The 23,793-nt window shown below is 33.2% G+C and carries 19 protein-coding genes and 1 tRNA gene; 8 read left to right on the top strand and 12 right to left on the bottom strand.

What is annotated here, in order from left to right; translation table 11 throughout:
* The first annotated feature begins 37 nt into the window (after positions 1-37).
* From PUD86_04405 to PUD86_04415, 3 genes are all read left to right on the top strand, one after another.
* The gene (locus tag PUD86_04405) at positions 38-349 is read left to right on the top strand and encodes a transcription factor S (protein ID MDD6776514.1); all 312 of its coding nucleotides are present in this window, start codon (positions 38-40) and stop codon (positions 347-349) included.
* Positions 350-358: 9 nt separating this feature from the next.
* Entirely contained in the window at positions 359-1,285 is a 927-nt protein-coding gene (locus PUD86_04410) for a DUF3185 family protein (protein MDD6776515.1), read from the top strand.
* A 62-nt stretch (positions 1,286-1,347) separates the two neighbouring features.
* Positions 1,348-1,421, top strand: a tRNA-Arg gene (locus PUD86_04415).
* On the opposite strand, the gene PUD86_04420 is transcribed toward PUD86_04415, so the two are convergent.
* Positions 1,422-3,278, bottom strand: coding sequence for an ATP-dependent DNA helicase (locus PUD86_04420; GenBank protein MDD6776516.1), 1,857 nt, complete (start codon positions 3,276-3,278; stop codon positions 1,422-1,424). It abuts the tRNA gene before it with no gap.
* Positions 3,279-3,374: 96 nt separating this feature from the next.
* Here PUD86_04420 and cobI point away from each other — a divergent pair, with 96 nt between their 5' ends.
* Positions 3,375-4,076, top strand: coding sequence for a precorrin-2 C(20)-methyltransferase (gene cobI / locus PUD86_04425; protein MDD6776517.1), 702 nt, complete (start codon positions 3,375-3,377; stop codon positions 4,074-4,076).
* Here cobI and PUD86_04430 read toward each other — a convergent pair.
* Positions 4,073-4,840: an ArsR family transcriptional regulator gene (locus tag PUD86_04430; protein ID MDD6776518.1), complete on the bottom strand. Its 768-nt coding sequence runs from the start codon at positions 4,838-4,840 to the stop codon at positions 4,073-4,075. The two genes, cobI and PUD86_04430, sit on opposite strands and share 4 nt — an antisense overlap.
* A gap of 254 nt (positions 4,841-5,094) precedes the next feature.
* Here PUD86_04430 and PUD86_04435 point away from each other — a divergent pair, with 254 nt between their 5' ends.
* The gene (locus PUD86_04435) at positions 5,095-6,321 is read left to right on the top strand and encodes an FprA family A-type flavoprotein (protein MDD6776519.1); all 1,227 of its coding nucleotides are present in this window, start codon (positions 5,095-5,097) and stop codon (positions 6,319-6,321) included.
* Positions 6,322-6,344: 23 nt separating this feature from the next.
* Positions 6,345-6,758 (top strand): ferritin family protein, encoded by a 414-nt coding sequence (locus PUD86_04440; protein MDD6776520.1) that lies wholly within the window; start codon positions 6,345-6,347, stop codon positions 6,756-6,758.
* A 112-nt stretch (positions 6,759-6,870) separates the two neighbouring features.
* Here PUD86_04440 and PUD86_04445 read toward each other — a convergent pair whose 3' ends face one another.
* From PUD86_04445 to ileS, 4 genes are read right to left on the bottom strand one after another with little or no spacing between them, the layout of a single operon-like run.
* Positions 6,871-8,001 (bottom strand): site-2 protease family protein, encoded by a 1,131-nt coding sequence (locus PUD86_04445; GenBank protein MDD6776521.1) that lies wholly within the window; start codon positions 7,999-8,001, stop codon positions 6,871-6,873.
* A gap of 16 nt (positions 8,002-8,017) precedes the next feature.
* A complete protein-coding gene (locus tag PUD86_04450; protein MDD6776522.1) occupies positions 8,018-9,235 on the bottom strand; it encodes a molybdopterin molybdotransferase MoeA in 1,218 nt (405 codons plus the stop codon).
* 22 nt (positions 9,236-9,257) lie between these two features.
* Positions 9,258-11,396: a phosphoribosylformylglycinamidine synthase subunit PurL gene (gene purL / locus PUD86_04455; GenBank protein MDD6776523.1), complete on the bottom strand. Its 2,139-nt coding sequence runs from the start codon at positions 11,394-11,396 to the stop codon at positions 9,258-9,260.
* A gap of 10 nt (positions 11,397-11,406) precedes the next feature.
* The gene (ileS, locus tag PUD86_04460; GenBank protein MDD6776524.1) at positions 11,407-14,643 is read right to left on the bottom strand and encodes an isoleucine--tRNA ligase; all 3,237 of its coding nucleotides are present in this window, start codon (positions 14,641-14,643) and stop codon (positions 11,407-11,409) included.
* Between the two features lie 405 nt (positions 14,644-15,048).
* Between ileS and PUD86_04465 the strand changes: the two genes are divergently transcribed.
* Both PUD86_04465 and PUD86_04470 read left to right on the top strand, forming a co-directional pair.
* On the top strand, positions 15,049-15,711 hold the full coding sequence (locus tag PUD86_04465) for a DsbA family protein (GenBank protein ID MDD6776525.1): 663 nt from the start codon (positions 15,049-15,051) through the stop codon (positions 15,709-15,711).
* 52 nt (positions 15,712-15,763) lie between these two features.
* Positions 15,764-16,090 carry a DUF192 domain-containing protein gene (locus PUD86_04470; protein MDD6776526.1) on the top strand — a complete coding sequence of 109 codons (327 nt, stop codon included), beginning with the start codon at positions 15,764-15,766 and terminating at the stop codon, positions 16,088-16,090.
* A 15-nt stretch (positions 16,091-16,105) separates the two neighbouring features.
* On the opposite strand, the gene PUD86_04475 is transcribed toward PUD86_04470, so the two are convergent.
* From PUD86_04475 to radA, 6 genes are all read right to left on the bottom strand, one after another.
* Positions 16,106-16,798 (bottom strand): dihydromethanopterin reductase (acceptor), encoded by a 693-nt coding sequence (locus PUD86_04475; protein ID MDD6776527.1) that lies wholly within the window; start codon positions 16,796-16,798, stop codon positions 16,106-16,108.
* Between the two features lie 6 nt (positions 16,799-16,804).
* Positions 16,805-18,073 (bottom strand): serine hydroxymethyltransferase, encoded by a 1,269-nt coding sequence (locus PUD86_04480; protein ID MDD6776528.1) that lies wholly within the window; start codon positions 18,071-18,073, stop codon positions 16,805-16,807.
* A gap of 138 nt (positions 18,074-18,211) precedes the next feature.
* Complete coding sequence (gene metK, locus PUD86_04485) at positions 18,212-19,387, bottom strand: methionine adenosyltransferase (protein MDD6776529.1); 1,176 nt, start codon at positions 19,385-19,387, stop codon at positions 18,212-18,214.
* Positions 19,388-19,587: 200 nt separating this feature from the next.
* Complete coding sequence (locus PUD86_04490) at positions 19,588-21,579, bottom strand: CoB--CoM heterodisulfide reductase iron-sulfur subunit A family protein (GenBank protein MDD6776530.1); 1,992 nt, start codon at positions 21,577-21,579, stop codon at positions 19,588-19,590.
* 298 nt (positions 21,580-21,877) lie between these two features.
* Positions 21,878-22,783, bottom strand: coding sequence for an AEC family transporter (locus PUD86_04495; protein ID MDD6776531.1), 906 nt, complete (start codon positions 22,781-22,783; stop codon positions 21,878-21,880).
* Positions 22,784-22,850: 67 nt separating this feature from the next.
* Complete coding sequence (gene radA, locus PUD86_04500) at positions 22,851-23,786, bottom strand: DNA repair and recombination protein RadA (protein MDD6776532.1); 936 nt, start codon at positions 23,784-23,786, stop codon at positions 22,851-22,853.
* Positions 23,787-23,793 lie beyond the last annotated feature (7 nt).

Genomic DNA, 23,793 nt, shown 5'->3' on the forward strand with positions numbered 1-23,793 from the left:
ATATAAATTAATATTTAAATTATAGAGGAGGAGTTAAATGGAATTTTGTCCAGAATGTGGAGCAATGATGTTTCCAAATGGTAACATTTTAAAATGTAACGGTTGCGGTTACACTAAAGAAGACTCCAATAATAATGATTATACAGTTTCAAAGAAAGTTGAGACTGAAGATAATGTTAAAATGTTGGGTGAAGACGTAGACGTTGGCCCAAGAACAGAAGAAGTATGTCCAGAATGTGGACATAACATTGCAACATACAAATTATTACAAACTCGTAGTGCTGATGAAGCTCCTACTCGTATATTCACATGCGTTAAATGTAAACATACTTGGAGAGCATATGACTGAGGGTGTTTTATGAAAGATTCTAAAGAAAAAGAACATAGGATTTCTAATTTAAAGGATTTGATTGACAATGTCAAAGAGGATAATCCTTCAGAAGATCCACAGGAAGATAAAGAATTAATTAATTATCTTGAAGATTCCAGTGAATTTGATAAATTAGATATCGATGATGAGTATATTTATCATCCGGATAATAATAAAGCCGATGTTGTAAATTTAGAAGATGCACCTATCGATAAAGATTTTTTAATCAATACTCCAAAAGAAGAAAAATTAGATGATTTAGTTGAAGAACTAGAAGAACCAGAAGACATCATTAGTGAAATGAGTGAAAACTTTGAATACATCATTAATGCTAAAATTGGCAGGACTCCTATTTTAGGAATTTTCAGCGCTGTTTTAGGTGTTGTATTACTAATAGCTTCAATATTTATATTCCAATCTGCTAGTGATAGAGTAATTGATAATGTTGTTGCTGGTGAAACAAATATTATTTCAGTACTTGCCCTTGGATTTGGAATTATATTCTTAGCTTACGGAATCTACAAAGTATTCAATGTCAGAAATCCTTTAACAGGAATAACCAATAGTATTAACTCTATTGATGCACAGGAAAAAGTTAAAAAAGAAGAAGCTAAGGAAAAAGAAAACAAAAATGTTATTCCTAAAAGCAATATTCCTTTAGATAAAGATTCATACAAAATTGGTGAATTCAATATAAAGGACATTAAAACTAAATTTAAAAAATCATCTGATTCTAATAAAAAACCACTCCAACCTATCACTGAAAACATCGATGATATCCCACCTGCTAAAGAAAAAGAAGAAAGCAAAAAAGGATTGACTCGTGAAGAAATTGAGGATATTGAATACAGACAAGCAAAACTCGATAATGAAAGTATTGATGATATTTTTGCTGAAGTAGACGATATTGATTAATTTCCATTTATTTCTATTTTTTTCTTTTATTTTAGAAACAATAGAAATAATAATTATTAATAGGGCCTGTAGTCTAGTCAGGAATGACGCAGGACTTCGGATCCTGAGGTCGAGGGTTCAAATCCCTCCAGGTCCGCTATTTTTTAACTCTAACAACTGCTTCTTTGAAAAAGTCAGGTATTAAAGATCTATACATTGGACTTTTAAATAGCATGTTGATATCACTATCAATAATGTAAGTATAACATGAGTCGTCTTCAGCTCTCATACCACGTCCATATGCCTGCATTAAAGTCATTACTGTTTTATATGCATACCATTTCTTATCACGTTTCATTCTCATATTAACCTGCTTATCACCAAGATATGGGAAAGGCATTTTATAAATAACCTGGAATCTACATTTATCATAAGGTAAATCCACACCTTCACTCATAGATGGTGAAATTAAAACTAATGGGTTTTCACTTTTCTCAAAGAAATCTAAAACTTGTTCTCTGTTTTTTGAAGTATGTGAAATTAATCTTGAATTATACAAATTATTTGTAATAAACTGCTGACATTTATAACTGTGAGTATGAATTAATCCTTTATCTCCTTCGTGTTTTTTCAAAATCTCCTGTAAAATAGGAATAGTCTTAGGAGCTGTATTTTTAATCCTGTTAGCAGACATTTTACCTGCTAAATTAAGAATAATCGGTCTTTTTTCTTTGGTAAAGGGACTATCAACCTTAATATGATAAACATCATTTGGATTTAATCCTAACCATTTTGAAAACATTTTATGAGATAAAATTGTAGCACTCATAAAAATAACTACATCCCCATACTTCAATAAATTGTTTTTAGCATAATGATGTACTCTTAATGGTTTAAAGGTAACTCCAGACTCTTCAGTATCAATTACCCAGTTATTAGGCTCTTTTTCAAGATTGTTTCTTAAAGTTTTAAGTCTACCTATAGTTGTTCTAATTCTGTCTGCTTTATTTTTACTTACATCTTTTAAATCAATATCTTCGTAGGAATCTCTGATTGCATCAATTTCCATCATCCAATCTTCAATTTCTCCGTCTTTTAGTGTTTCAGGAGATATTCTTTTGTTAATATCATTTTCAAGTGTTCTGTTATACAAAGTAACTTCCATTGTAGACATTAATTTACTTTCGATATTGTGAGCCTCATCAAGAATAAGAAGTGAACGTGGGCCGAAGTGTTTTACATAATTAAGCTCAACAATTCCATAATCATAGTTCATTAATGTAATTGGTGAGTTAATTGCATTAGCTTTCTGATTCCAGTAATGACAGTGGGCACCAGACTGATAAAATACAGTTCCACCAAATGAATCTTCAAAAGCCAATTCTGCATCCAAAGTAGGATTTTTTGCAACACCATACGGACAGAAAAATTTACTTGAAGTAGGAGAAGTTTTACAAGCTCCCATATCACATGAAAATTCAAGTTTCTCATGTAAACATGCGAAATTATTCCTACCTTTAACTAACGGAAATTCAAATTCGTCTGAATATTGTGCCTGCAATTGTTTTGTCATTGTCAAAATGTATGCGGATTCATACATCTTAGCTAAAGTTGTAGCTATTGCAGATTTACCAGTACCTGTTCCTGCTTCCAAAATAATGTACTTATAACCTTTTTTAATAGCATCGTTAATATCCTGAATAATTTCCAACTGTCCTGTTCTTGGCTCTTCAAAAGGGAAATTTTCAATAATATCATCATCTATATGAGGATATAACTCTTTTAAGTAAGCAGCAGTTCCTTCATCTTGTCTATGATCTTCAACACTGTATACTTCAGGAATCTCATCATCCAATATTGATGAACTTCTAGGTTTTGGTTTAGAAAAACTAAATAAATTAGTTGGACCTTTAGATTCTTTTCTAGAACCTTTTGATTCCTTTTTAGAGTAATTTCCACAAGTACAGTTACTTTTTAACATTCCGCAATTTGGACAAAAAATTGAATTTGACATTAAAAATATATTAGGTAAAAATAATATAAATAAATTATAGAAAGAGCATTTGTAAAATAATTTTTTAAATGAATGATTATAAATTAAAGTGATTTTATGGCTAAAAAAGGAAAATTGATTGGAATTGGTGTTGGTCCTGGAGATACTGAATTATTAACATTAAAAGCAGCAAAAGTATTGGAAAGTATCCCTGTAATTTTTTCACCAAAATCTGCAAAAGAAAAAGAAAGTATTGCATTATCAATTGTAAAACCTCTTCTTGAAAAAAGAGATGACTACAAAAAAGTAATGATTGTTGAACCTATTTTTCCTATGATTGAAAACAAAAATGAACTTGAAAAAATATGGAACAGTGCAGCAGATTTAGTCTCACAATACCTTAATACCGGAAGAGATGTTGCATTTATTACTCTTGGAGACCCATCCATATTTAGTACTTATTCATACTTACAAAAAAGATTAGTTGATGATTACGAAGTAGAAACCATACCTGGAATCACTTCATTTACTGCATGTGCTGCTGCTAGAAACGAAGCTTTAGTTGAACAAAATGATATTTTAACTGTTGTTCCAAAAATTGACAAAAGAATCAGCAATGTCATAGAATACAGTGATTCTATTGTTCTTATGAAAGCATCAAGAAATTCTACAAAGCTTGAATTAAAAATAAAAAATGATAAAAGGGATAAAGATATTTACTCAGTACAAAACTGTACTCGTGAAAATGAAAAAATAGTTGAAGGCTTTTCTCACGAAAAACCTTATCTTACAACATCTATTGTTAAATTTAGAGACTAACGAATTTTTACACTTTGAGGTTCAATCTCAAAGACACACTTACCATCACCCATTGTATAACATTGTGTTTCAATAACGCTAACAGGCAATTTGAAAAATTCAGTAAATAAACCCTCTATTATTCCAGTATCTAAATAACAGGCAGGTTTTCCGGTTTTTGGAAGTAATTCGCATTCGAAACAGTCGTATGTAGTAATTTTAATTATTTGTCCGATTTCAAAAGTTAATCTACCTAATCCCTTACTTTCCCAGAATTTAGATAAATTATTCATAAATACATCTAAATCATCATCATATATTTTATGATAGATAGATTTTCCTATCTGATTACCTGTTGATTTTAAAATAGGATCAATATTGATTCCTTCCTGAATAAGCATTGCTTTTAGGGTGTGAAATAATAATGTTGAAAATTGTCCATCTCCTTCAACAATATTCTCAATTAAATAATTGGATTGAGTTTCTTCAAGCTGTTTTGGTTCTGAAAAATTAACAGATCCGAGATACTTTGAGTTTAAATAAAATATTTTTTTTCTGTTGTCTGCAGGGTGCAATTTATAAGAGATAATTCCAGTTTCCCTTAAATTTTTTAAGTGAACAGAAACAGTGGATTTTGATTTACCCGTATTACTAACAATCTCATCAAATTCCATATCTCTATCCCTAAGCATTTCCAAAATGGTAAGCTTAACTGGACTTTTTACAACCTTAACAGATAAATCCGATAAATCGGAAAAAATTTGTATTGGTTTTTGTTCGTTCATTACTTCCCTCCTTATGTATAACTATATATGAGAACTATTAGTTAATAAATATATCTATTATCTAAAATTTAATCAAAATTGTAAAAAATGATAGAAAAATTGTACAATGATTAGTAAGTAATTAAAAATTGCTAACGAACTGTTCGTAATATGTAGAAGTATTTGGGTTAACTATAAATAACAGATAAATACAAACTTAATATTAGCAGTTCATAATTAACTTATGAATTACAACTTAATAGGAGAATAATAAAATGAAAGCTAATGCTCAAAAAATAGCTGATGGAGTATACTGGATTGGTGTACTTGACTGGGATTTAAGATCCTATCACGGTTACACCTTAGACGGAACTACATACAATGCATACATTGTATTTGGAGAAGACGAGGTAGCAATTATTGATAATGCTTACCCAGGAAAAACTAAAGAAATGATGGCACGTATTGACAATGCTTTCGCACAAGAAGGAAGAGATGTAAAAGTTGACTACATCATCCAAAACCACGTTGAAAAAGACCACTCTGGTGTTTTAGTAGACTTACACAAAAGATTCCCAGAAGCACCTATTTACTGTACCGAAATTGCAGTTAAAGGTCTCTTAAAACATTACCCAGCACTCGAAGGTGCAGAATTCATTACCGTAGGTACTGGAGACTCCTTAGATGTTGGTGGAAGAACCTTAGCATTCTTAGATGCATTCTTATTACACTGGCCTGACAGTATGTTTACCTTACTTGCAGACGAAACCGGTATTTTATTCCCTAACGATGCATTTGGTCAACACTTATGTTACACCCAAAGATTCTCTGATGAAATCCCAGAATACGTTTTAATGGACGCAGCACAAAAATTCTACGCAAACTTAATTACCCCACTTTCAAAATTAGTACTCAAAAAATTAAATGAAGTTGTTGAATTAGGTTTACTCGATTCCATTAAAATGATCGCACCATCCCACGGTCAAATCTGGACTGACCCAATGCAAATTATCGGAGCTTACCAAAACTGGGCTACTGGTGTATGTGAAGATAAAATTACTATCATTTACGACACTATGCACTACTCTACCCAACAAATGGCTCACGAAATTGCAGAAGGTGCCATCTCCGAAGGTTATGATGTAGAAATCTTCTTCTTACACGAAGATGAAAGATCTGAAATCGTAAAAAGTATCTTAACCAGTAAAGGAGTAGCTATTGGTGATCCTACCATTAACGATGTACCATTCCCAAGTATTGGGGACATCATGTACTACTTAAAAGGTCTCTTATTCAACAGAACCGGAATTGAAAGAAAAGCTGTTACTTTCGGTTCCATGGGTGGAAGAGGTGGATCTCCTCAAAAACTCGCTGAAGAATTAGGTAACTGCGGATTTGATGTTGTAGATACCCAAGAAATCTACTTTGTACCAACCGCTGAAGAAGATAACGCAAGCTTTGAGTTAGGTGTAAAATTAGCTAAAGCATGTAAAGAATTATAAATTAATTAATTAAAGGTGATAATATGGTTAAATATGAACATGAAATTGGACTTACAAAAGGAAGCGTAGTTGAAAAAGAAGTTGCTGGAAACTTTGAAGGAGAAACCAACGAAGTAGGTATCTACTTAGCAATGTCCAGACAAGCATCCAGAGCAGGCTACGGAGAATTAGCTGAAGTATTCAAAAGATTAGCATGGGAAGAAGCTGAACACGCTGCAAGATTCTGTGAAATGAACGGAATCATTAAAGATGACCTCAAAGCAAACATCGAATGGATGTTAGGCGGAGAAAAAATGGCTAACGCAGAAAAAAGAGCAGCTTCCGAAAAAGCTCAAGAAGCAGGTCTCGAAACTGCAGCTGACTTCTTTAGAGAAAGTTCTAAAGACGAAGGTCGTCACTACAAAATCTTAGAAGGAATCTTAGCTAGATACTTCTAGATTTAAAATGAAAGAATTTTTTAATTCTTTCCCATTTTATTTTTTAAATAAAAAAAGTGGAGTTAAATTAAGAGTTAACCTCTTAAATTACTCTAATCATTAAATACTAATTTTATAAAAAACCAGCCATTATTAAAAATACAATTATCATTGCCATAACACCAGACAATGCATTAACAAACTGTTTTACCATCTGTTCATGGAATTTATAGGACAATAACACTTCAAGCATGTGTCCACCGTCTAATGGTTTAAGTGGAAGTAGGTTAAATAAACCAATTCCCATGTTTAATATGAATACCCAATTAAATAATTCAATAAGGTTGAATAAAATCCATGGAAGTTGTCCTAAGTCATTGTTTTTTAACATGAAATGTTTAGCTGCTTGAATTCCGAAAAATCCTACAGAATCGTTAGTCGGATTTTTAGACAGTACTACAGAATAGCTTCCCTGATCTGTTTGAACCGTTACATTATCACCAGGTTTAAAAGATTTAACAATGTTCAAATATGTCTGAGAATCATTGACTTTATGATTGTCTATTGATTCTAAAATCATTCCCTCTTTTAATATTCCTTCTGACGGTGAATCTGAAACAATTCTGTCAATTACTATTCCATCTTCAGCAAAGAAATGTGGAATTCCTGCTGAGACTAGGGAAAATAAAACTAATGCAATTAATGCAAGAGAAATATTAGCAACTGAACCTGCAGCATAAACTCTTAATCTTGATGATTTTTTAGATTTACGCAAGCTTTCTTCATCAGGTTCTACAAATGCTCCTGGAAGAATAAAGAACAATAAAAGTCCTATTGATTTAATTGGTATTTTTTCACGAACAGAAAGGATTCCATGTGAAAATTCATGAACAAGAATAACAGATGCAAGTCCAAGTAAACCATAAACCAGAGGAACATAAATCGGAGAACCCGGAACATCTACACCAGGAATTAAAATTAAAACTGTCGGTGTTTCAAAAGCATTTGGAATAGATGATAATAGCGTATAAGTGATAAAAATCATAGCTCCAAAGGCTACAACGATACCAACATTCATGAACCATTTCCAAAATGTTGGTGAAAAATTAGAAATTTTGGATATTAATCCTCTAAGTCTTTGAGTTTTCCACATTATAACTGGAAAATTCAACTCGACTCCATGATTTGATAATTTTTCATGAAATACTGCGACCAATATCCAAATAAGTGCAAAGGCTATAAAATAATAATAAATACCATTCATTAAATACACCTTTGAACTACCAAAGTAATGAATCAAAGAAGACTACATCAACTATATCGTCCTTTTGACATCCTTCATCATTTTCGTCTATAATGATATAGCTGTTCGCATCAACCATTGACCTAATAATACCAGAACCTCTGTTCAAGATATGCTTTGCATTTTCATCATCAGCAAATGCACGTATGAAATCAGTTCTTCCAAGTTGAGAAGGTATCTTAAGTTCAGAAACTCTTTTTTGAAGATGGAAATCAAAAGATCTTCCTTGCATTTCAAATAAATATTTTCTTGCAACCATGTCAAACTGACTCATGGAAGCAACAGGTTGACCTGAAAGAGTAAATACCATTTTATCATTAACAACACCTGCACCAACAGGTTTTCCAGGCCTTACAGCAACACCATGGAATAAAATCTCTCCCAAATCATCAACAACATCTAAAACAACATCCCCTTTACTGATTGCTGTTCCACCAGTTGTTATTATAACATCATAATCATTAGAAGCTTCAAGAATAGCTTCTTTTACCTCATCAAATGTATCTCCTGCATGAGTAATATCACAGATAGCTCCAGAGTCTTCAACCATTGCACTAACAGTGTACTGATTTGAATTGATAATTTTAGCTTTATCAATTTCCTCTTTTGTAGGTTCTACCAACTCATTACCTGTGATTATGACTTTAACTCTCGGTTTTTTAAATACTTTAACCTTATCATAACCTGCAGAAGCAATTAATCCCAATTCCTGATATCTTATGAAAGTATGTTTATCCAATACCTTTTGACCTTTTTTAATATCTTCAGATTTTGGACTTATATTTTCACCAGGAGTAACTTGAGAATAGATAGTTAATTTATCATCGTCAACAGTAGTATATTCCTTCATTAAAACAGCATTAGCCCCATCAGGAATAGGCGCTCCAGTAGCTATTACAATAGCTTCATTTTCACCAACTGTTTTAGAAGAAAAATCTCCTGCACCAATTGCATCAATAACTTTAAATTCTTTTGGAGCAGATTGTGATGCTCCAAAGGTATTCTCAGCAATTAAAGCAAAACCGTCCATTGCAGATTTATCAAATGGAGGTGAGTGATGAAATGCCATAATATCCTCAGCCAAAACTCTGTTATGAGCTTCAGACAATGGAATTTCTTCAACTTTTGTTATTTTTTGATGATCATTAACTAATTTGATTGCATTAGACAATGAATCTAATTTAGATAAAAACATTATAACTCCCCCATTAAGTTATTTAAGCCATGTACTGTTCGATAACCCCATGATATGCATCATCTAAATCTTCAAATTTGAACTCGTGGTCATTAATGACTAAATCAGTACCTTTTACTTCACCAATGACTTTTGCTTCAACATCAATTTGTGATAAGATTTCATCAACAGCATCTGCTTTTACTGTTAAGAGGTATCTAGCATGACTTTCTGAATATAACAATTGTATTTTATCTAATTCATCATCAACTAATGTAACGTCACATCCAAGACATGATTTAATTACCATTTCAGATAAAGCTACTGCAAGTCCACCAGCAGATACGTCGTGTACCGCAGTGATATTTTTATCTTTATCGTTGCTGATTAAATCTAAGACTGTTTTACCGTTAGCAAATTCTTCTTCGATTCTGACTTTAGGAGCGACACCTTTTTCGAGGTTGTGAATAGCTCTGTGATATTCTGAACCTTGTAATTCATCATAGGTTTTACCGATTAAGATGATTTTGTCCCCTTCGTTTTTAAAGTCCAAGGTTCTGATATTTTCAATGTCTTCTACACCAATTACTCCTACAGCAGGAGTTGGGTTGATTTTTACTCCTTCAGTTTCATTATAGAAACTTACGTTTCCACTAATGACAGGTGCATCGAATTTTTCAGCTACTAAACTCATTCCTTCAATAGCTGTTTTGAATTGCCATAATATTTCAGGAGTTTCAGGATTTCCGAAGTTTAAACAGTCTACAACTGCATATGGAGTTGCACCCATTGAAATTACATTTCTGATAGCTTCTGCTACACAACCAGCAGCTCCGTCAAATGGAGATAATTTGGTATGGATTGTGTTTGAATCAGTTGTAAGTGCAATAGCTGTGTTTTCATCGATTCTTAAAACAGCTGCATCATCACCAGGTTTTACAACAGTTCTAACTTGAACTTCATGGTCATATTGTTTGTAAACCCATTCTTTTGAAGCTATGTTAGGACTGGATAATAATTGTGTGAAAGATTTGAAAAGAGGTGGATCTTTAACATCAATTTCCTCAGTGTCTGCAGGGATTTCTGCAATAGGTCTGTCAATTGAAGGTGGGTCTGCTAAAAGGATTGTTGGTAAGTTAGCAATTTCATCCCCATCATCAGAAATAACCATGTTGTTTCCTTCAATAACTTCACCAATAACAGCAGAAGAGATTTCGTGTTTGTCACAAATCTGTTTAGCAAGTTCTACATCATCAGGGTTGATAACAAATACCATTCTTTCTTGTGATTCGGAAAGCATGATTTCGTATGGAGTCATACCGGTTTCTCTTAATGGAATTGCACGTAAATCTACTAATGCACCATTGCTTGAGGAGTCTACAAGTTCAGAAATACAACAGGTAAGTCCTCCACCACCTAAATCTTTTACACCGCTAACATTGATTTTTTCTAAGATTTCCAAGGAAGCTTCCAATACTCTTTTTTTGGTAAATGGATCAGCTACTTGTACAGCTGGTCTGTCTTCGGTTTCAGAATCAGAAGTTAATTCTTCAGATGCGAATGTTACCCCATGAATTCCGTCACGACCGGTTGTTCCACCCATTAAAAGGAATACATCACCAATATTTGGTGCTTGAGCACGAACAATTTTATCTTTTTCAACAAGTCCTACACACATTACATTTACAAGAGGATTTGTTCTGAAAGACTCGTCAAATTCGATTTCACCAGCAACAGTTGGAATTCCTACACGGTTTCCATAATCAGAAATTCCTTTAACAACATGTTCAAATAAGTATCTTGATTTTTCATCTTCCAAAGGTCCGAATCTAAGGGAATCTAAAAGTGCGATTGGCATTGCACCCATAGAGATAATATCTCTTAAAATACCTCCAATACCAGTACCTGCTCCTCCGTAAGGTTCAATAGCAGATGGGTGGTTGTGAGATTCCATTCCCACAGCCAATGCATATTTATCAGTGATTGATACAAGTCCTGCATCGTCACCTGGACCTAAAATAATGTTTTTTCCTTCAGTTGGGAAAGCTCTTAAGAATGGTCTGCTACTTTTGTATGAACAATGTTCTGAAAACATTACATCAAGCATTCCTTCTTCTAATTCATTCATTTCCCTACCGAGGATTCCTTCAATATATTCAATTTCAGAATCAGCTAAAGTCATGTTAAACACCTTAATTTTTTATTGAAATAATTACTGTTTCTCCTTCGATATCCCATTCTTTAGAATAATCTTCAGAATCTTTACTGCATTCTTCACTAGTGCAGATGATTAAACTTTTAGCTCTAACTTCATGAGAAATAACATCGGATTGTGGTACGATTAAATCTTTAAACTCTGAGGAAGTTTCAACACTAACGTTGATGTTTGCTTCAACATCTAAGTCTAAATCTTTTCTCATATCCTGAATTCTTCTGATTAATTCACGAGCCATAGCTTCTTGTTTAATTTCTAAGGTGATGTTAGTATTTACAAATACGTTTCCACCTTCAAATTCAGATGAAACAAAGTCATCAGGAAGTTCTGAGTCAAATAAAATATCATCTTTGGATAATTCATGACCTTCAACAACAATGCTTCCGTTAGCTTCAAGATCAGCTTTAATTTGGTTACCGTCACCTTCTTTTAATGCTTTCATTACTTTACCCATGTCTCCTTTGAGTCTTGGACCTAAAGTTTTAAGGTTAGGTTTAGCATTGAATGATAACTTTTCAAATTCACTAGCGCAGATTACGTCTTTTGTATTTGATTGATCTTTAATGATGTCAGTTAACTCTTCAATAGCTTTTAAGACATCTTCATCCTGTGATACAACAGTGATGTCTGATACAGGCCATCTGAGTTTGAATTGTGCAATATCACGTGCTCTAATAGATGCATCGATTACATCACGAACAACATCCATTTTAGCTTCAAGTTCAGTGTCAATTGCGTCTTCATCATAGCCCCAATCGTTCATGTGAATACTTTCAAATGCATCTGAATCTACACCTTTTACAAGGTTTTCGTAGATTTCTTCACAGATGTGAGGAGCTATTGGACATAATACTGAGATTAATTTGACAAGTGCAGTGTATAAACTGTAGTAAGCTGCTAATTTGTCAGGATTGTCACTTTCAACCCAAGTTCTTCCACGGATAAGTCTTACATACCAACGGCTTAAATCTTCTAAGATGAAGTTATTGATTTTTCTGGTTGCTTTATGGAAGAATAATTTATCTAAGTCTTCAGCAACTTCTTTAACTAAAGTATTTGCTCTGGAGATAATCCATTTATCTTCAGATCTTAATTCCATATCATCTGCAGTTAAATCCATTGGGTTGAAGTTATCCAAGGACATGTAAGTGGTTGAGAATACATAAACGTTCCATAGGATATTGAACATTTTGTTGATGTTTAAAAGTTCATCCCAAACAAATTTTAAGTCATCCCATGGTTTTGAAGCCCATAACAAGTAGAATCTTAAAACATCAGCACCGTATTTTTCAATTACTTCTTCAGGAGCTACAACGTTACCTAATGATTTGGACATTTTGTTTCCGTTTTCATCCAATACAAATCCGTGCATCAATACTTTTTGGTACGGACTTTTACCCATTGAGATTACACCAGTTCCTAATTGTGAGTAGAACCAACCTCTGGTTTGGTCGTGTCCTTCAGTAATAAAGTCATATGGGAACCAGTCTTCGAATTTTTCTTTTTCTTCAGGATAATAAAGTGAAGCCCAACCAGCAACTCCTGAGTCAATCCATACGTCCAATACATCAGGAATTCTGTTAATAGCTTTTCCACATTTGTCACATTTTACTTCAACTTCATCAACATAAGGTCTGTGGATAAGTTCAGCATCAGAAACATTGATTTCGTTTAAGGATTCTTCTTTTAATTCACTAAGAGAACCGATTACTTTTAATTCACCACAGTCAGGACATTCCCAGATAGGAATTGGAATACCCCAGTATCTTTGTCTTGAAATAGTCCAGTCACGAGCGTTGTCAACCCAGTCATGGAACCTTCCTTCTCCAGCCCATTTAGGTACCCATTCTACACGAGCAATTTCATCTAACATTTTTTGTTTGATGTCAGTTACTTTTAAGAACCATTGTTTGGTTGCACGGTAGATAATAGGAGTTTTACATCTCCAACATACACCATATCTGTGTTCTAAAGTTTCTGCTCTGTACATTAATCCTTTGTCTTCTAAGTCTTGGATAATTTGAGCGTTTTCTTCTTTAGTGAATTTGGTATTGTATTTACCAGCTTCTTCGGTAAAGCATCCGTCTTCTCCAACAGGACAGAAAATAGGAATTCCATTAGCTTGACCTACTTCAAAATCGTCTGGACCGTGACCTGGTGCAGTATGTACTAAACCGGTACCTTCACCAAGTTCTACGTGGTCTCCGGATAAAATTGTGTGTACTGCATCGATTTGTTCAAATTCATCGTGAATAGGAACTTCATCAGATAAAATGTAGTCATAACTCATTCCAATTAAGTCTTCACCTTTAACTGTTTTGATAACTTCATACATGACTTCTTTTTCTTCGATGATTTGGTCTTCTTCATCTTCAGATTCTGCAGGGATTTTGGTCCTATGGATTTTAACTTGTTTACCTAAAACATCTTCCATTAAGTTTTCAGCTAAAATGTAGGTTTCACCATCTTTTGAAACATAAACATAGTCAAATTCAGGATTTGCACAAATAGCCATGTTTGCAGGTAATGTCCATGGAGTTGTTGTCCAAACTAAGAAATATGTATTTTCTTCTCCTCTTACAGGGAATTTAATAAAGATTGAAGGGTCAACTTTTTCTTCGTATTCAATCTCAGCAGCTGCAAGTGCAGTACCACAGTGAGGACACCAGCTGATTACTCTTTGGTCGTTTACGAGTAAATTTTGCTCATTTGCTCTTTTAAGTGTCCACCATGAAGATTCCATGTATTTAGGATCTAAGGTCATATATGGGTCATCCCAGTCCATCCAAACTCCTAATTGATCGAATTCTTGTTCCATAGCAACTTTGTTTTCCATTGCAAACTCTCTACATTTGTCTACAAAGGTTGCTATTCCAATTTCTTCTTCAATTTCTTGTTTGCTTTGAATACCCATTAAATGCTCTACTTTATTTTCAATAGGAAGACCATGCATATCCCATCCTGCTTGACGTCTTAAACTAAATCCGTTCATTGACTTGAATCTAAGATAGGAATCTTTAATAACCTTGTTCCAAGCAGTACCTAAGTGGATTTTACCACTACAATATGGTGGTCCGTCTAAAAATGAGTATCTTGGACCTTTTTCTCTAAGCTCATTGACTTTCTTGAAAGTATCTTGTTCTTTCCAGAATTTTTGTACTTTCTTTTCTATTTTATCATGATCGTATGATTTATCTGCCTCTTGTATTGGCATTCTAACTCCTCAAAAATAATAATTTATAATATATATTTTTTTGTTTTAGTTAATAAATAAAGTTTATGGAACACCCCTAAAACGCCAAATTAGACAGAAGATTACCTACAATTTAAATGAAAAAACAATTAATTATTTTAATAGATAACGGATTTGATTAAATTATTTTAACCATACTTTACATTAACAAAAAGCATTAACATAAAAAAAGTAGATTAAAAATTAGTATGTATATGAAATAAGTATGATTTTGTAAATACTCAAAAAATTGATATAAAATAATAACATAATTAGAAATATGGGATTTTATAGAAAATACAACACTATTCTTAAAACCATTGATAATGTTGTAAAATTATACAAAATAACAAAAAAAGATTCTAAAAAAACAAAAGATGATAAAAAATGAAGATTATTTATTTAAGCGATTTTAACTGTCCATACTCATATATTGGATTAAACAGAATAATGGAAGTTTGTAATGAACTTAGTCTTGATGTTAACTGGGAAATGAAATCATTTGAACTTGAACCTAAGCTAACAGAAGTTGCAGATGCCTGTGAGAGATATGCAATCAGAAACAATACTACCCCAGACAATGCAAAAAGCGAAATTGAAGAAATTGAAGAAATTGCAAAAAGTGAAGGATTAAATATGAACTACATGGATTTGAAACTTGCAAACTCCAAGGATGCCCACAGACTAGTCAAATATTGTGAAAGAAGACATCCACAAACAACCCAGGAGATTATCTTAAAAATCTTCGAATCCAATTTTATTGATAATGAAAATATCTCAGATAAAAATATTCTTGTTAAAATAGCTACTTCATGCGGACTTGATGAAAAAGAAATAAGCCAGTTTTTAGAATCCGAAACACTTTCCATTGAAGTTGACCTTGACATGGATGAAGCTCTCTCAAACGGAATAAACACAACTCCATACTATATCATAACCTATAAAGACGAAAGGTTAATGGTGCCTGGAGTTTTTGATAAAGAATCCTTTAGAATCGCATTTGAAGACATAATTAGTGGAAATATAAAAAATAACCTTCTTCCATTATAATTTCTTTTTTATCGTTAAAAGCTTAAATAATTTAAAATCAAATTAATAGCTAATGATTTTAAATAAAACCACTAATGAACAATATAATATAAAAATAACCTATGCAAATAGCTTTTACAAGAGATTTAAAGGATTGATGTTAAAAAAAGATTTTAGTGACGGACTACTTTTTACAAATCTTAAAGACTCAAGCATTCATACTCTTTTTATGAGATTTGAAATTGATGTATATTTTTTAGATGAAAATCTGCTTATTTTTGAAAAAACCACTTTAAAACCATGGAAATTCTATAAACCCAAAAAACAAGCCAAATATATTTTAGAAACAAAAAAAGACCTATTGAAGCTGAGTATCAATAATAAATTAAAATTTAAATAAAAAAAAAGAAAAACCTTAGATTTTATCTAAGATTTCATTAGGGTCTTCAAATATCTGAATATTGTCAATACTTGCTAATTTACGAGTATTTTCAATATCAATGTCCCTCATATAGATTGTAATAATTTTACCTTCAGAAATTGCATCATACGGACATGTGTTTCTACATAAACCACAGCCAATACATTTTGTTAAGTCAATTTCTTCATGTGGAATAATAGCCCCCTGTTCACAAGCCAAAGATGCAACACAATCATCACAGCTTTGACATTTAGAAGCTTCCATTTTTGATGGAAGAACTGTATCAATAGGTCCTGGATGAATATCAACAGGCACCATATACACTGGAACTGCACCTTTGCCTGACTGAGCAACAGCATTTGTTACTAATGTATCAGCTATTCCATAAACTATTTTTGAAACTGTATTTGCTGTAGCAGGTGAAACAATTAATAAATCGTATTTCCCAAGGGAAAGACGACCTGTAATTGGATATGAAAATTTTTGATTGGAATCAGTAGCAAGTTCACGGTATTTTCCACCGGTTAATCTTTCAACTCTTTCATAAAGACCATACATTTTAAGAACTTCTTCAGCAGCTCCGGACAAGAATATTGTCACTTCATGGTCTTTTGCGAGTTTTTCAGCAACCTGAACTGATTCTCTAAGTAAATGACCCGCTCCAGTAAATGCAAATCCTATTCTCATTTTAATCTATAATTTGTGGTATTGATATGCATCTCTATCGGAGAATGCGTAATCAAGACTTGTGTATTGGTTCATGAATTCAGCAACTTCATCAGCAATGTCTTCTTTGTCAACAGCAACACGTCTAATGAATTCTGCAACTTCATCCATTTCTTTTTCTTTTAATCCTCTTCTGGTAATTTCCTGAGTACCTATTCTGATACCGGAAGGATCATCGGAGTTGTCCCTGTTGTCTCCAGGTAAGAGGTTTTTGTTTAAGATAACATTGTTGTCAGCTAATTCACGTGCAATATCAGATGCTGATCTGATGTTGGTTAAGTTAACTGCAATTTGGTGAGATTGGGTGAACCCTAAATCTTCACATAATACATCAAATCCTCTTTCATACATTGCTTGACCTAAAGCTTGAGCGTTTTTAACAGTTTGTTTAGCGTAATCTTCACCGAATTCTAACATTTCAGCAGTAGCAATACCTAAACCAAGTAAGTGGTGTAAATGGTGGTTACTTACAACACCAGGGAATACTGCATTGTCGATAATATCAGCATTTTCTTCGTGGGAAAGGATAATTCCTCCTTGTGGACCCGGGAATGTTTTGTGGGTACTTCCCATCATTAAGTCTGCTCCTTCTTTAAGAGGTTGTTGGAATTGTCCTCCAGCAATTAAACCTAATACGTGAGCTGCATCGTACATGATTTTTGCACCGACTTCGTCAGCTGCTTCACGAGCTTCTTTAACTGGGTGAGGGAATAAGAATAAACTTCCTCCGAATAAGATGATTTCTGGTTTTTCTTCTAAGATTTTCTTATTCATTGCGTCAATATCAATGTTCATTACATTTTGGTCTAATGGGTGGAAAACAGTTTTTAATCCACGAATACCTGCTGCACTAACGTCAGCGTGAGAAATGTGACCTCCGGAAGGAACTTCCAAAGCCATTACTTTTTCACCAGGTTTTGCAAATCCGAAGAATGCTGCGAGGTTTGCAGTTACACCAGAAACAGGTTGAACGTTTGCATAGTCACAGTCAAATAATTGACAGGAAAGTTTTTTAGTCTTATCTTCAATTAAATCGACGTATTGACATCCTTCATAAAGTCTTTCAAAAGCTTGTCCTTCAGCATATCTGTGAGCAAAATCAGTACATAATGCTTCAGTAACTTCTACACTAGTTACATTTTCAGAAGCAATAAGGTTTATACTGTTTCTCATGTATTGAGTGTGTTCTTTAGCGATATTTTCAAAGTTTAAAATTTCATCTTGATAATTAGTCATTTACTACACCTATTATCCAATTATATATTTATGATTAGATTTTTGTAAATCATTTAATATAACAGTTATGAAAATTACAAAAAAATTAGTTAAAACAAAAAATAATAAAAAAATAAAAAAAGTAAAAGAAGAAGTTATTTAATTTTTAATATATTTCTTTAAATCTTCAACTTTATCAGTTTCTTCCCATGGAAGACCTTCAATACCAAAGTGGCCGTATTTAGCAGTAGGTTTGTAGGAAGTATCTCTTAAACGTAAAGTTTCAATAATTCCATCAGGAGTTAATCTGAAGTTTTCACGTACAATTTCTTCAAAGGTTAAATCTCCAATGTCTGCTCCGGTTCCAAAGGTATCTACCATAACAGAAGTAGGTTCTGCAACACCAATTGCGTAGGATAATTGGATTTCACATTTGGATGCAAGTCCACTAGCAACAATGTTTTTAGCAATGTATCTTGCCATGTAACAAGCACTTCTATCTACTTTAGTACAGTCTTTACCTGAGAATGCTCCTCCACCGTGGCGAGCATATCCACCGTAGGTATCAACGATGATTTTACGTCCGGTTAATCCTGCATCTCCGTGAGGACCACCGATTTCAAATTTACCGGTTGGGTTGATGTGCTCTTTGGTGTTTTCAGTCATTAATTCTTGAGGAATAATAACTTTAAAGAGTTTTTCACGGATATCTTCTTTTAATTGTTCTTGGTTATCAGACATGGTTTCGTCATGCTGGGTTGATAATACTACTGCATCAAGAGAGATAACATTTCCATCTTTATCATAATTTACAGATACTTGAGCTTTACCGTCAGGTCTTAAGTATGGAAGTTCTCCGGATTCTCTAAGTTCTGTTAATTTATTAGTTAATCTACGAGCAAGATCAATTGGGAAAGGCATTAAGGATTCGGTTTCATTAGTTGCAAAACCAAACATCATTCCTTGGTCTCCAGCTCCAGTTTCATCATCTCCACGATCTACACCTTGATTAATGTCTGCAGATTGTTCATGAAGCCTGTTTTGAATCTCACAACTATGACCATCGAATTTCAAATCAGGATTGTTATAACCAATTTCAACAAGTGTATCTCTTATGATTTGCTCAATTTCCTCTTTTGAAATACTAACTGAAGAGGTTATTTCACCAAATACCATACAAAAATCAGTAGTTAAACAAGTTTCACATGCAACATGTGCGTTTTTGTCTTTTGCCATATATGCATCTAAGATTGCATCAGAAACAATATCTGCAATTTTATCAGGGTGTCCCTGAGTTACTGATTCTGATGTAAATGTCCTATATATTTCATTCATAGTATCACCAATAATCATTGATAAATTCGTATTGTAATCATATAAATTTTTCGAAAATATCACGATTTTAATTAATATGTATAAAATATGTCTTAAATCTTATAAATAAATTATTAAAAATTTATGTAAAAAATAGCTATAAAATTAGAAAAAGTTACTAAAAAAAATAAAAAAAAGAAATAGAGAAAAAATCTCTATATCTATTTACCTAAGTCTTCAAGAGCAGCACTGATTTGTGCCATAATTTGCTCGGTTTTGAAGTGTTGTTGGTTCATAGCACCAGATGGACATGCACCTACACAAGTACCACATCCTTTACATAATGCGGAGTTAATTTGTGCAAATTCTTTTCCACCTACACCGTGTGCGATACCAATAGCTCCGTATGGACATAATTCAACACATACTTCACAAGCACCACAAATAGCTTCATCGTTAGCTGCAATAATAGGTTCGATTTCTACTTGACCTTGAGCCATTGGGATAGCTGCTCTGGATGCTGCAGCTGAACCTTGTGCTACGGAGTCAGGAATATCTTTAGGACCTTGTGCTACACCAGCAATGTAAACACCGTCAGTTAAGGTGTCAACAGGTCTGAGTTTAGGGTGAGCTTCCATGTAGAATCCGTCTGCGGATTTGGAAACACCTAAGGTTTGTCTGAGTTCGTCAGATCCTTCAGCGTGTTCAAGACCTACGCTTAATACAACTAAGTCGTAAGTGTATTCAGTTACTTTACCGAGTAAAGTATCTTCTGCTCTGATAGTTAAGGTTAAGTCATCGTTTTCGAAGATTTGTGCAGGTTTACCTCTGATGAATTCAATTCCGTATTTTTCTTGAGAGGTTTTGTAGAACTCTTCGTATCCTTTACCGAATGCACGGATATCCATGTAGTAACAAGTTACTTCGGTGTCAGGTTCGTGATCAATACATAATTGAGCGTTTTTCATAGAGTACATACAACATACTCTGGAACAGTAAGGTTTACCGATAGTTTCATCTCTGGAACCGACACAGTGGATGAATGCTACACGTTTAGGTTCGAGACCGTCGGAAGGTTTGATTACGTGTCCACCAGTAGGACCGGATGCGTTAATCATCCTTTCAATTTCCATAGCGGTAATTACGTTAGTGTAACGTCCGTATCCGTATTGGTAAATTCCAGATGGGTCGAATGGGTCGTAACCGATTGCTGCTACAATAGTACCAACTTCTAATTCGATTTCAGAAGCTTCTTGGTTGTGGTCGATAGCGTCAGGTCCACAAGCTTGGGTACATAACATACATTCAATACAGTAATCTTTGTCAATAGTTGCACATAATGGTACAGCTTGAGGGAATGGGATGTATGCAGCTTTAACCATACCTACACCTTCGTCGTAGTAGTTAGGGATTTCGATAGGACAAGCTTCTACACATGCTCCACATCCGGTACAAAGATCTTCATCAACATATCTAGCTTTTTTCTCTACTTTTACAGTGAAGTTACCGATGTATCCGTCAACTTCTTTTACTTCTGCGTAGGAAATTAATTCGATGTTTTCGTGTTTTGCACAGTCTACCATTTTAGGTGCTAAAATACACATTGAACAGTCAAGAGTAGGGAAAGTTTTATCTAATTGTCCCATTCTTCCACCAATGGTTGGGTTTCTTTCTACCATGTAGGTTTTGAATCCCATATCACCTAAATCTAATGCGGTTTGGATACCACATACTCCACCACCGATAACTAATGCTTTGTCATCTACTGCTACTTTGGTAGCTTCTAATGGTTCGAGTAATCTTGCTTTTGCAATAGCCATACGTACTAAATCTTTAGCTTTTTCGGTAGCTGCTTCTGGTTCATCCATGTGTACCCAAGAGTCTTGTTCTCTTAAGTTAGCAAATTCAAATAAGAATTTGTTTAATCCAGCTTCTTCTACACATCTACGGAAAGTAGGTTCGTGAAGACGAGGAGAACATGCTGCAACAACAATTCTGTTTAAGTTTTTCTCTTTGATATCTTCTTGGATCATTGCTTGACCTGGGTCAGAACACATGTATTTGTAGTCAGTTGAGTGAACTACGTTTGGTAAATCTTTAGCGTATTCTGCAACAGTAGGACAGTCTACGACTCCACCAACGTTTACACCACAGTGACAGACGTAAACACCAATCCTTAATTCTTCGTTATTATCTTTCATATTTTCTGCCATATAATTCACCTTGTACAAGTCGTGAAAAATATCTAATATATATAAAAAATTGCAATTTTAAAAACAGTAGTAAAATTTTACATAGTATTAGATAATATTTATGTAGTAAAAACACTCTTATAAAGATTTCTATAAAACATTTAGAGTAACGTTTATATATGATGAACTAAAATATTTGAAAAATTAAGAGCAATAAATAAATTAAGAATAAAACACTTTATTAAAGTCAAATAAAGAACAAATATTAATTTTTAATAGGAATAAAAGAAAAATAATTGAAAAAAAAATTAATTTTTATCTATACAAACGAAATGATAATAGGTAGTGTAATCAAAGAGATTACAGTGTTGATAAATATACAATCAGAGGTTAATTCATAATCTAAATCATATGTGATTGCTAGTAACAAAGCAAGCATTGCTGATGGCATTGCTGATTCAATAATTAATACTTTAAACTGTAAATCAACTATACCCAACATTTTTGCAATTAAAAATGTAATAGCCGGAAGAATCATTAATTTCATAGCTGATGTAAACACGATCATTGATTTACTTCTCTTTAAAGCTGAAAAATCAATGGAAAGTCCTAAAGTAATCATAATTAAAGGAATTGCACCCTGTCCCAAATAGGAAATAGTATTATCTAAAACACTTCCAATTGGTATATTTAAAAAATTAAATATTAAACCTAAAATAACGGACCATAAAGATGGGAATAACAATGTTTTAACAACAGCACTTTTTAGTGTTCCTCCAAACTTCAAAATCAAGACAAATGATAAAACTAAAAATATACATAATGTCGATACATCACAAAATATAGCTCTTAAAAGTCCTTCCTGACCAAAAATACCTAAATTAATCGGATATCCCATAAAAGCTGTGTTAGCTATTACTAAACAAACCAATATACTCCAGATTTTTTTATCATCATAATGCAATCTTTTCAAAATTAAATAAGAGATAACACCAATAATAAGATATGAAAACATTATAATGCAGGGCAATACACACAATTGAGAAAATTGAGATAATTCAGCATTATAAACTGCATTAAAAATCATACATGGCATTAAAACATACATTACTATTTTATTAAGAATATCTCCATCATTTGCTGATATGAAATCTATTCTTTTAAGAGTATAACCTACAGCAATCATTATAATGATTGAAAAAATAGTAATTGATATTGCATTCATAAAAAAAGTATTAATGTTTATAATATTTAAAATTTACTGAAAAAAATAAGAAAATAGAGTTAGTTATTTAACTAACAATACCTTCGCTAGTAATTTTGAATACACATTCACCTTCAGGTAAGTGAGGTGAGTCTACTAAACGTGCAATTCTTTTTCCAGCCAAACCTTTTTTAAGCCAGATTCTGTAAGTAGAAGCGTGTCCTAAAACGTGTCCACCAATAGCTTTTGTTGGGCTTCCAAAGAAGGAATCAGGTTTAGCTTGAACTTGGTTTGTAATAAATACAGCAACATTGTAAGTATTAGCAATTTGTTGAAGAGAATGTAAATGTTGGTTTAATTTTTGTTGTCTTACTGCTAAAGACTCTCTTCCAACATATTCTGCTCTGAAATGAGCCATTAAAGAGTCAACAATAACTAATTTAACATTTTTACCATTTTGAATTAAATCATTGATTTTATCAACCATTAAGATTTGGTGAGAAGAGTTGAATGCACGAGCAACATGGATTCTTCCTAAAACTTCTTCAACATCTAATTCAAAACCTTCAGCAATTTGTCTGATTCTTTCAGGACGGAATGTGTTTTCAGTATCCACAAATACACATTCACCATCAAGACCACCTAATTCTTCAGGTAATTGAACAGTTACAGCTAATTCATGAGAAATTTGACTTTTACCAGATCCAAATTCACCAAATACTTCAGTAATAGATTGAGTTTCAATTCCACCGCCGATTAAATCATTGAACTCTTGACTACCAACAGTAATATGTCCAACGTCTTTTCTTCTTTCATCAACTTCCAATGCAGTTTCAAAATCAATGTTTTCAGATTTACGAGCAGCTTCAATAACTTTTTCAGCAACACCTTCACCGATTTCTGCTTTTACAGATAATTCTTTAGCAGTAGCGGTTGCTAATCTCATCATATCTGCAAATCCTGCATCCCTTAATTTTTCTGCGGTTTTTTCTCCAACACCTGGTAAATCATTTAATTCAACCATAATTCTC

Source organism: Methanobacteriaceae archaeon (assembly GCA_029219465.1).
Lineage (GTDB): Archaea > Methanobacteriota > Methanobacteria > Methanobacteriales > Methanobacteriaceae > Methanocatella.

Bases quoted from the DNA above. Each gene is read 5' to 3' on its own strand.
- cobI (MDD6776517.1), top strand. From the start codon at position 3,375: ATGGCTAAAAAAGGAAAATTGATTGGAATTGGTGTTGGTCCTGGAGAT.
- PUD86_04495 (MDD6776531.1), bottom strand. From the start codon at position 22,783: ATGAATGCAATATCAATTACTATTTTTTCAATCATTATAATGATTGCT.
- PUD86_04430 (MDD6776518.1), bottom strand. From the start codon at position 4,840: ATGAACGAACAAAAACCAATACAAATTTTTTCCGATTTATCGGATTTA.
- metK (MDD6776529.1), bottom strand. From the start codon at position 19,387: ATGAATGAAATATATAGGACATTTACATCAGAATCAGTAACTCAGGGA.
- radA (MDD6776532.1), bottom strand. From the start codon at position 23,786: ATGGTTGAATTAAATGATTTACCAGGTGTTGGAGAAAAAACCGCAGAA.
- PUD86_04480 (MDD6776528.1), bottom strand. From the start codon at position 18,073: ATGACTAATTATCAAGATGAAATTTTAAACTTTGAAAATATCGCTAAA.
- PUD86_04420 (MDD6776516.1), bottom strand. From the start codon at position 3,278: ATGTCAAATTCAATTTTTTGTCCAAATTGCGGAATGTTAAAAAGTAAC.
- PUD86_04445 (MDD6776521.1), bottom strand. From the start codon at position 8,001: ATGAATGGTATTTATTATTATTTTATAGCCTTTGCACTTATTTGGATA.
- purL (MDD6776523.1), bottom strand. From the start codon at position 11,396: ATGACTTTAGCTGATTCTGAAATTGAATATATTGAAGGAATCCTCGGT.
- PUD86_04465 (MDD6776525.1), top strand. From the start codon at position 15,049: ATGAAGATTATTTATTTAAGCGATTTTAACTGTCCATACTCATATATT.
- PUD86_04450 (MDD6776522.1), bottom strand. From the start codon at position 9,235: ATGTTTTTATCTAAATTAGATTCATTGTCTAATGCAATCAAATTAGTT.
- PUD86_04405 (MDD6776514.1), top strand. From the start codon at position 38: ATGGAATTTTGTCCAGAATGTGGAGCAATGATGTTTCCAAATGGTAAC.
- PUD86_04490 (MDD6776530.1), bottom strand. From the start codon at position 21,579: ATGGCAGAAAATATGAAAGATAATAACGAAGAATTAAGGATTGGTGTT.
- PUD86_04440 (MDD6776520.1), top strand. From the start codon at position 6,345: ATGGTTAAATATGAACATGAAATTGGACTTACAAAAGGAAGCGTAGTT.
- ileS (MDD6776524.1), bottom strand. From the start codon at position 14,643: ATGCCAATACAAGAGGCAGATAAATCATACGATCATGATAAAATAGAA.
- PUD86_04435 (MDD6776519.1), top strand. From the start codon at position 5,095: ATGAAAGCTAATGCTCAAAAAATAGCTGATGGAGTATACTGGATTGGT.
- PUD86_04410 (MDD6776515.1), top strand. From the start codon at position 359: ATGAAAGATTCTAAAGAAAAAGAACATAGGATTTCTAATTTAAAGGAT.
- PUD86_04475 (MDD6776527.1), bottom strand. From the start codon at position 16,798: ATGAGAATAGGATTTGCATTTACTGGAGCGGGTCATTTACTTAGAGAA.
- PUD86_04470 (MDD6776526.1), top strand. From the start codon at position 15,764: ATGATTTTAAATAAAACCACTAATGAACAATATAATATAAAAATAACC.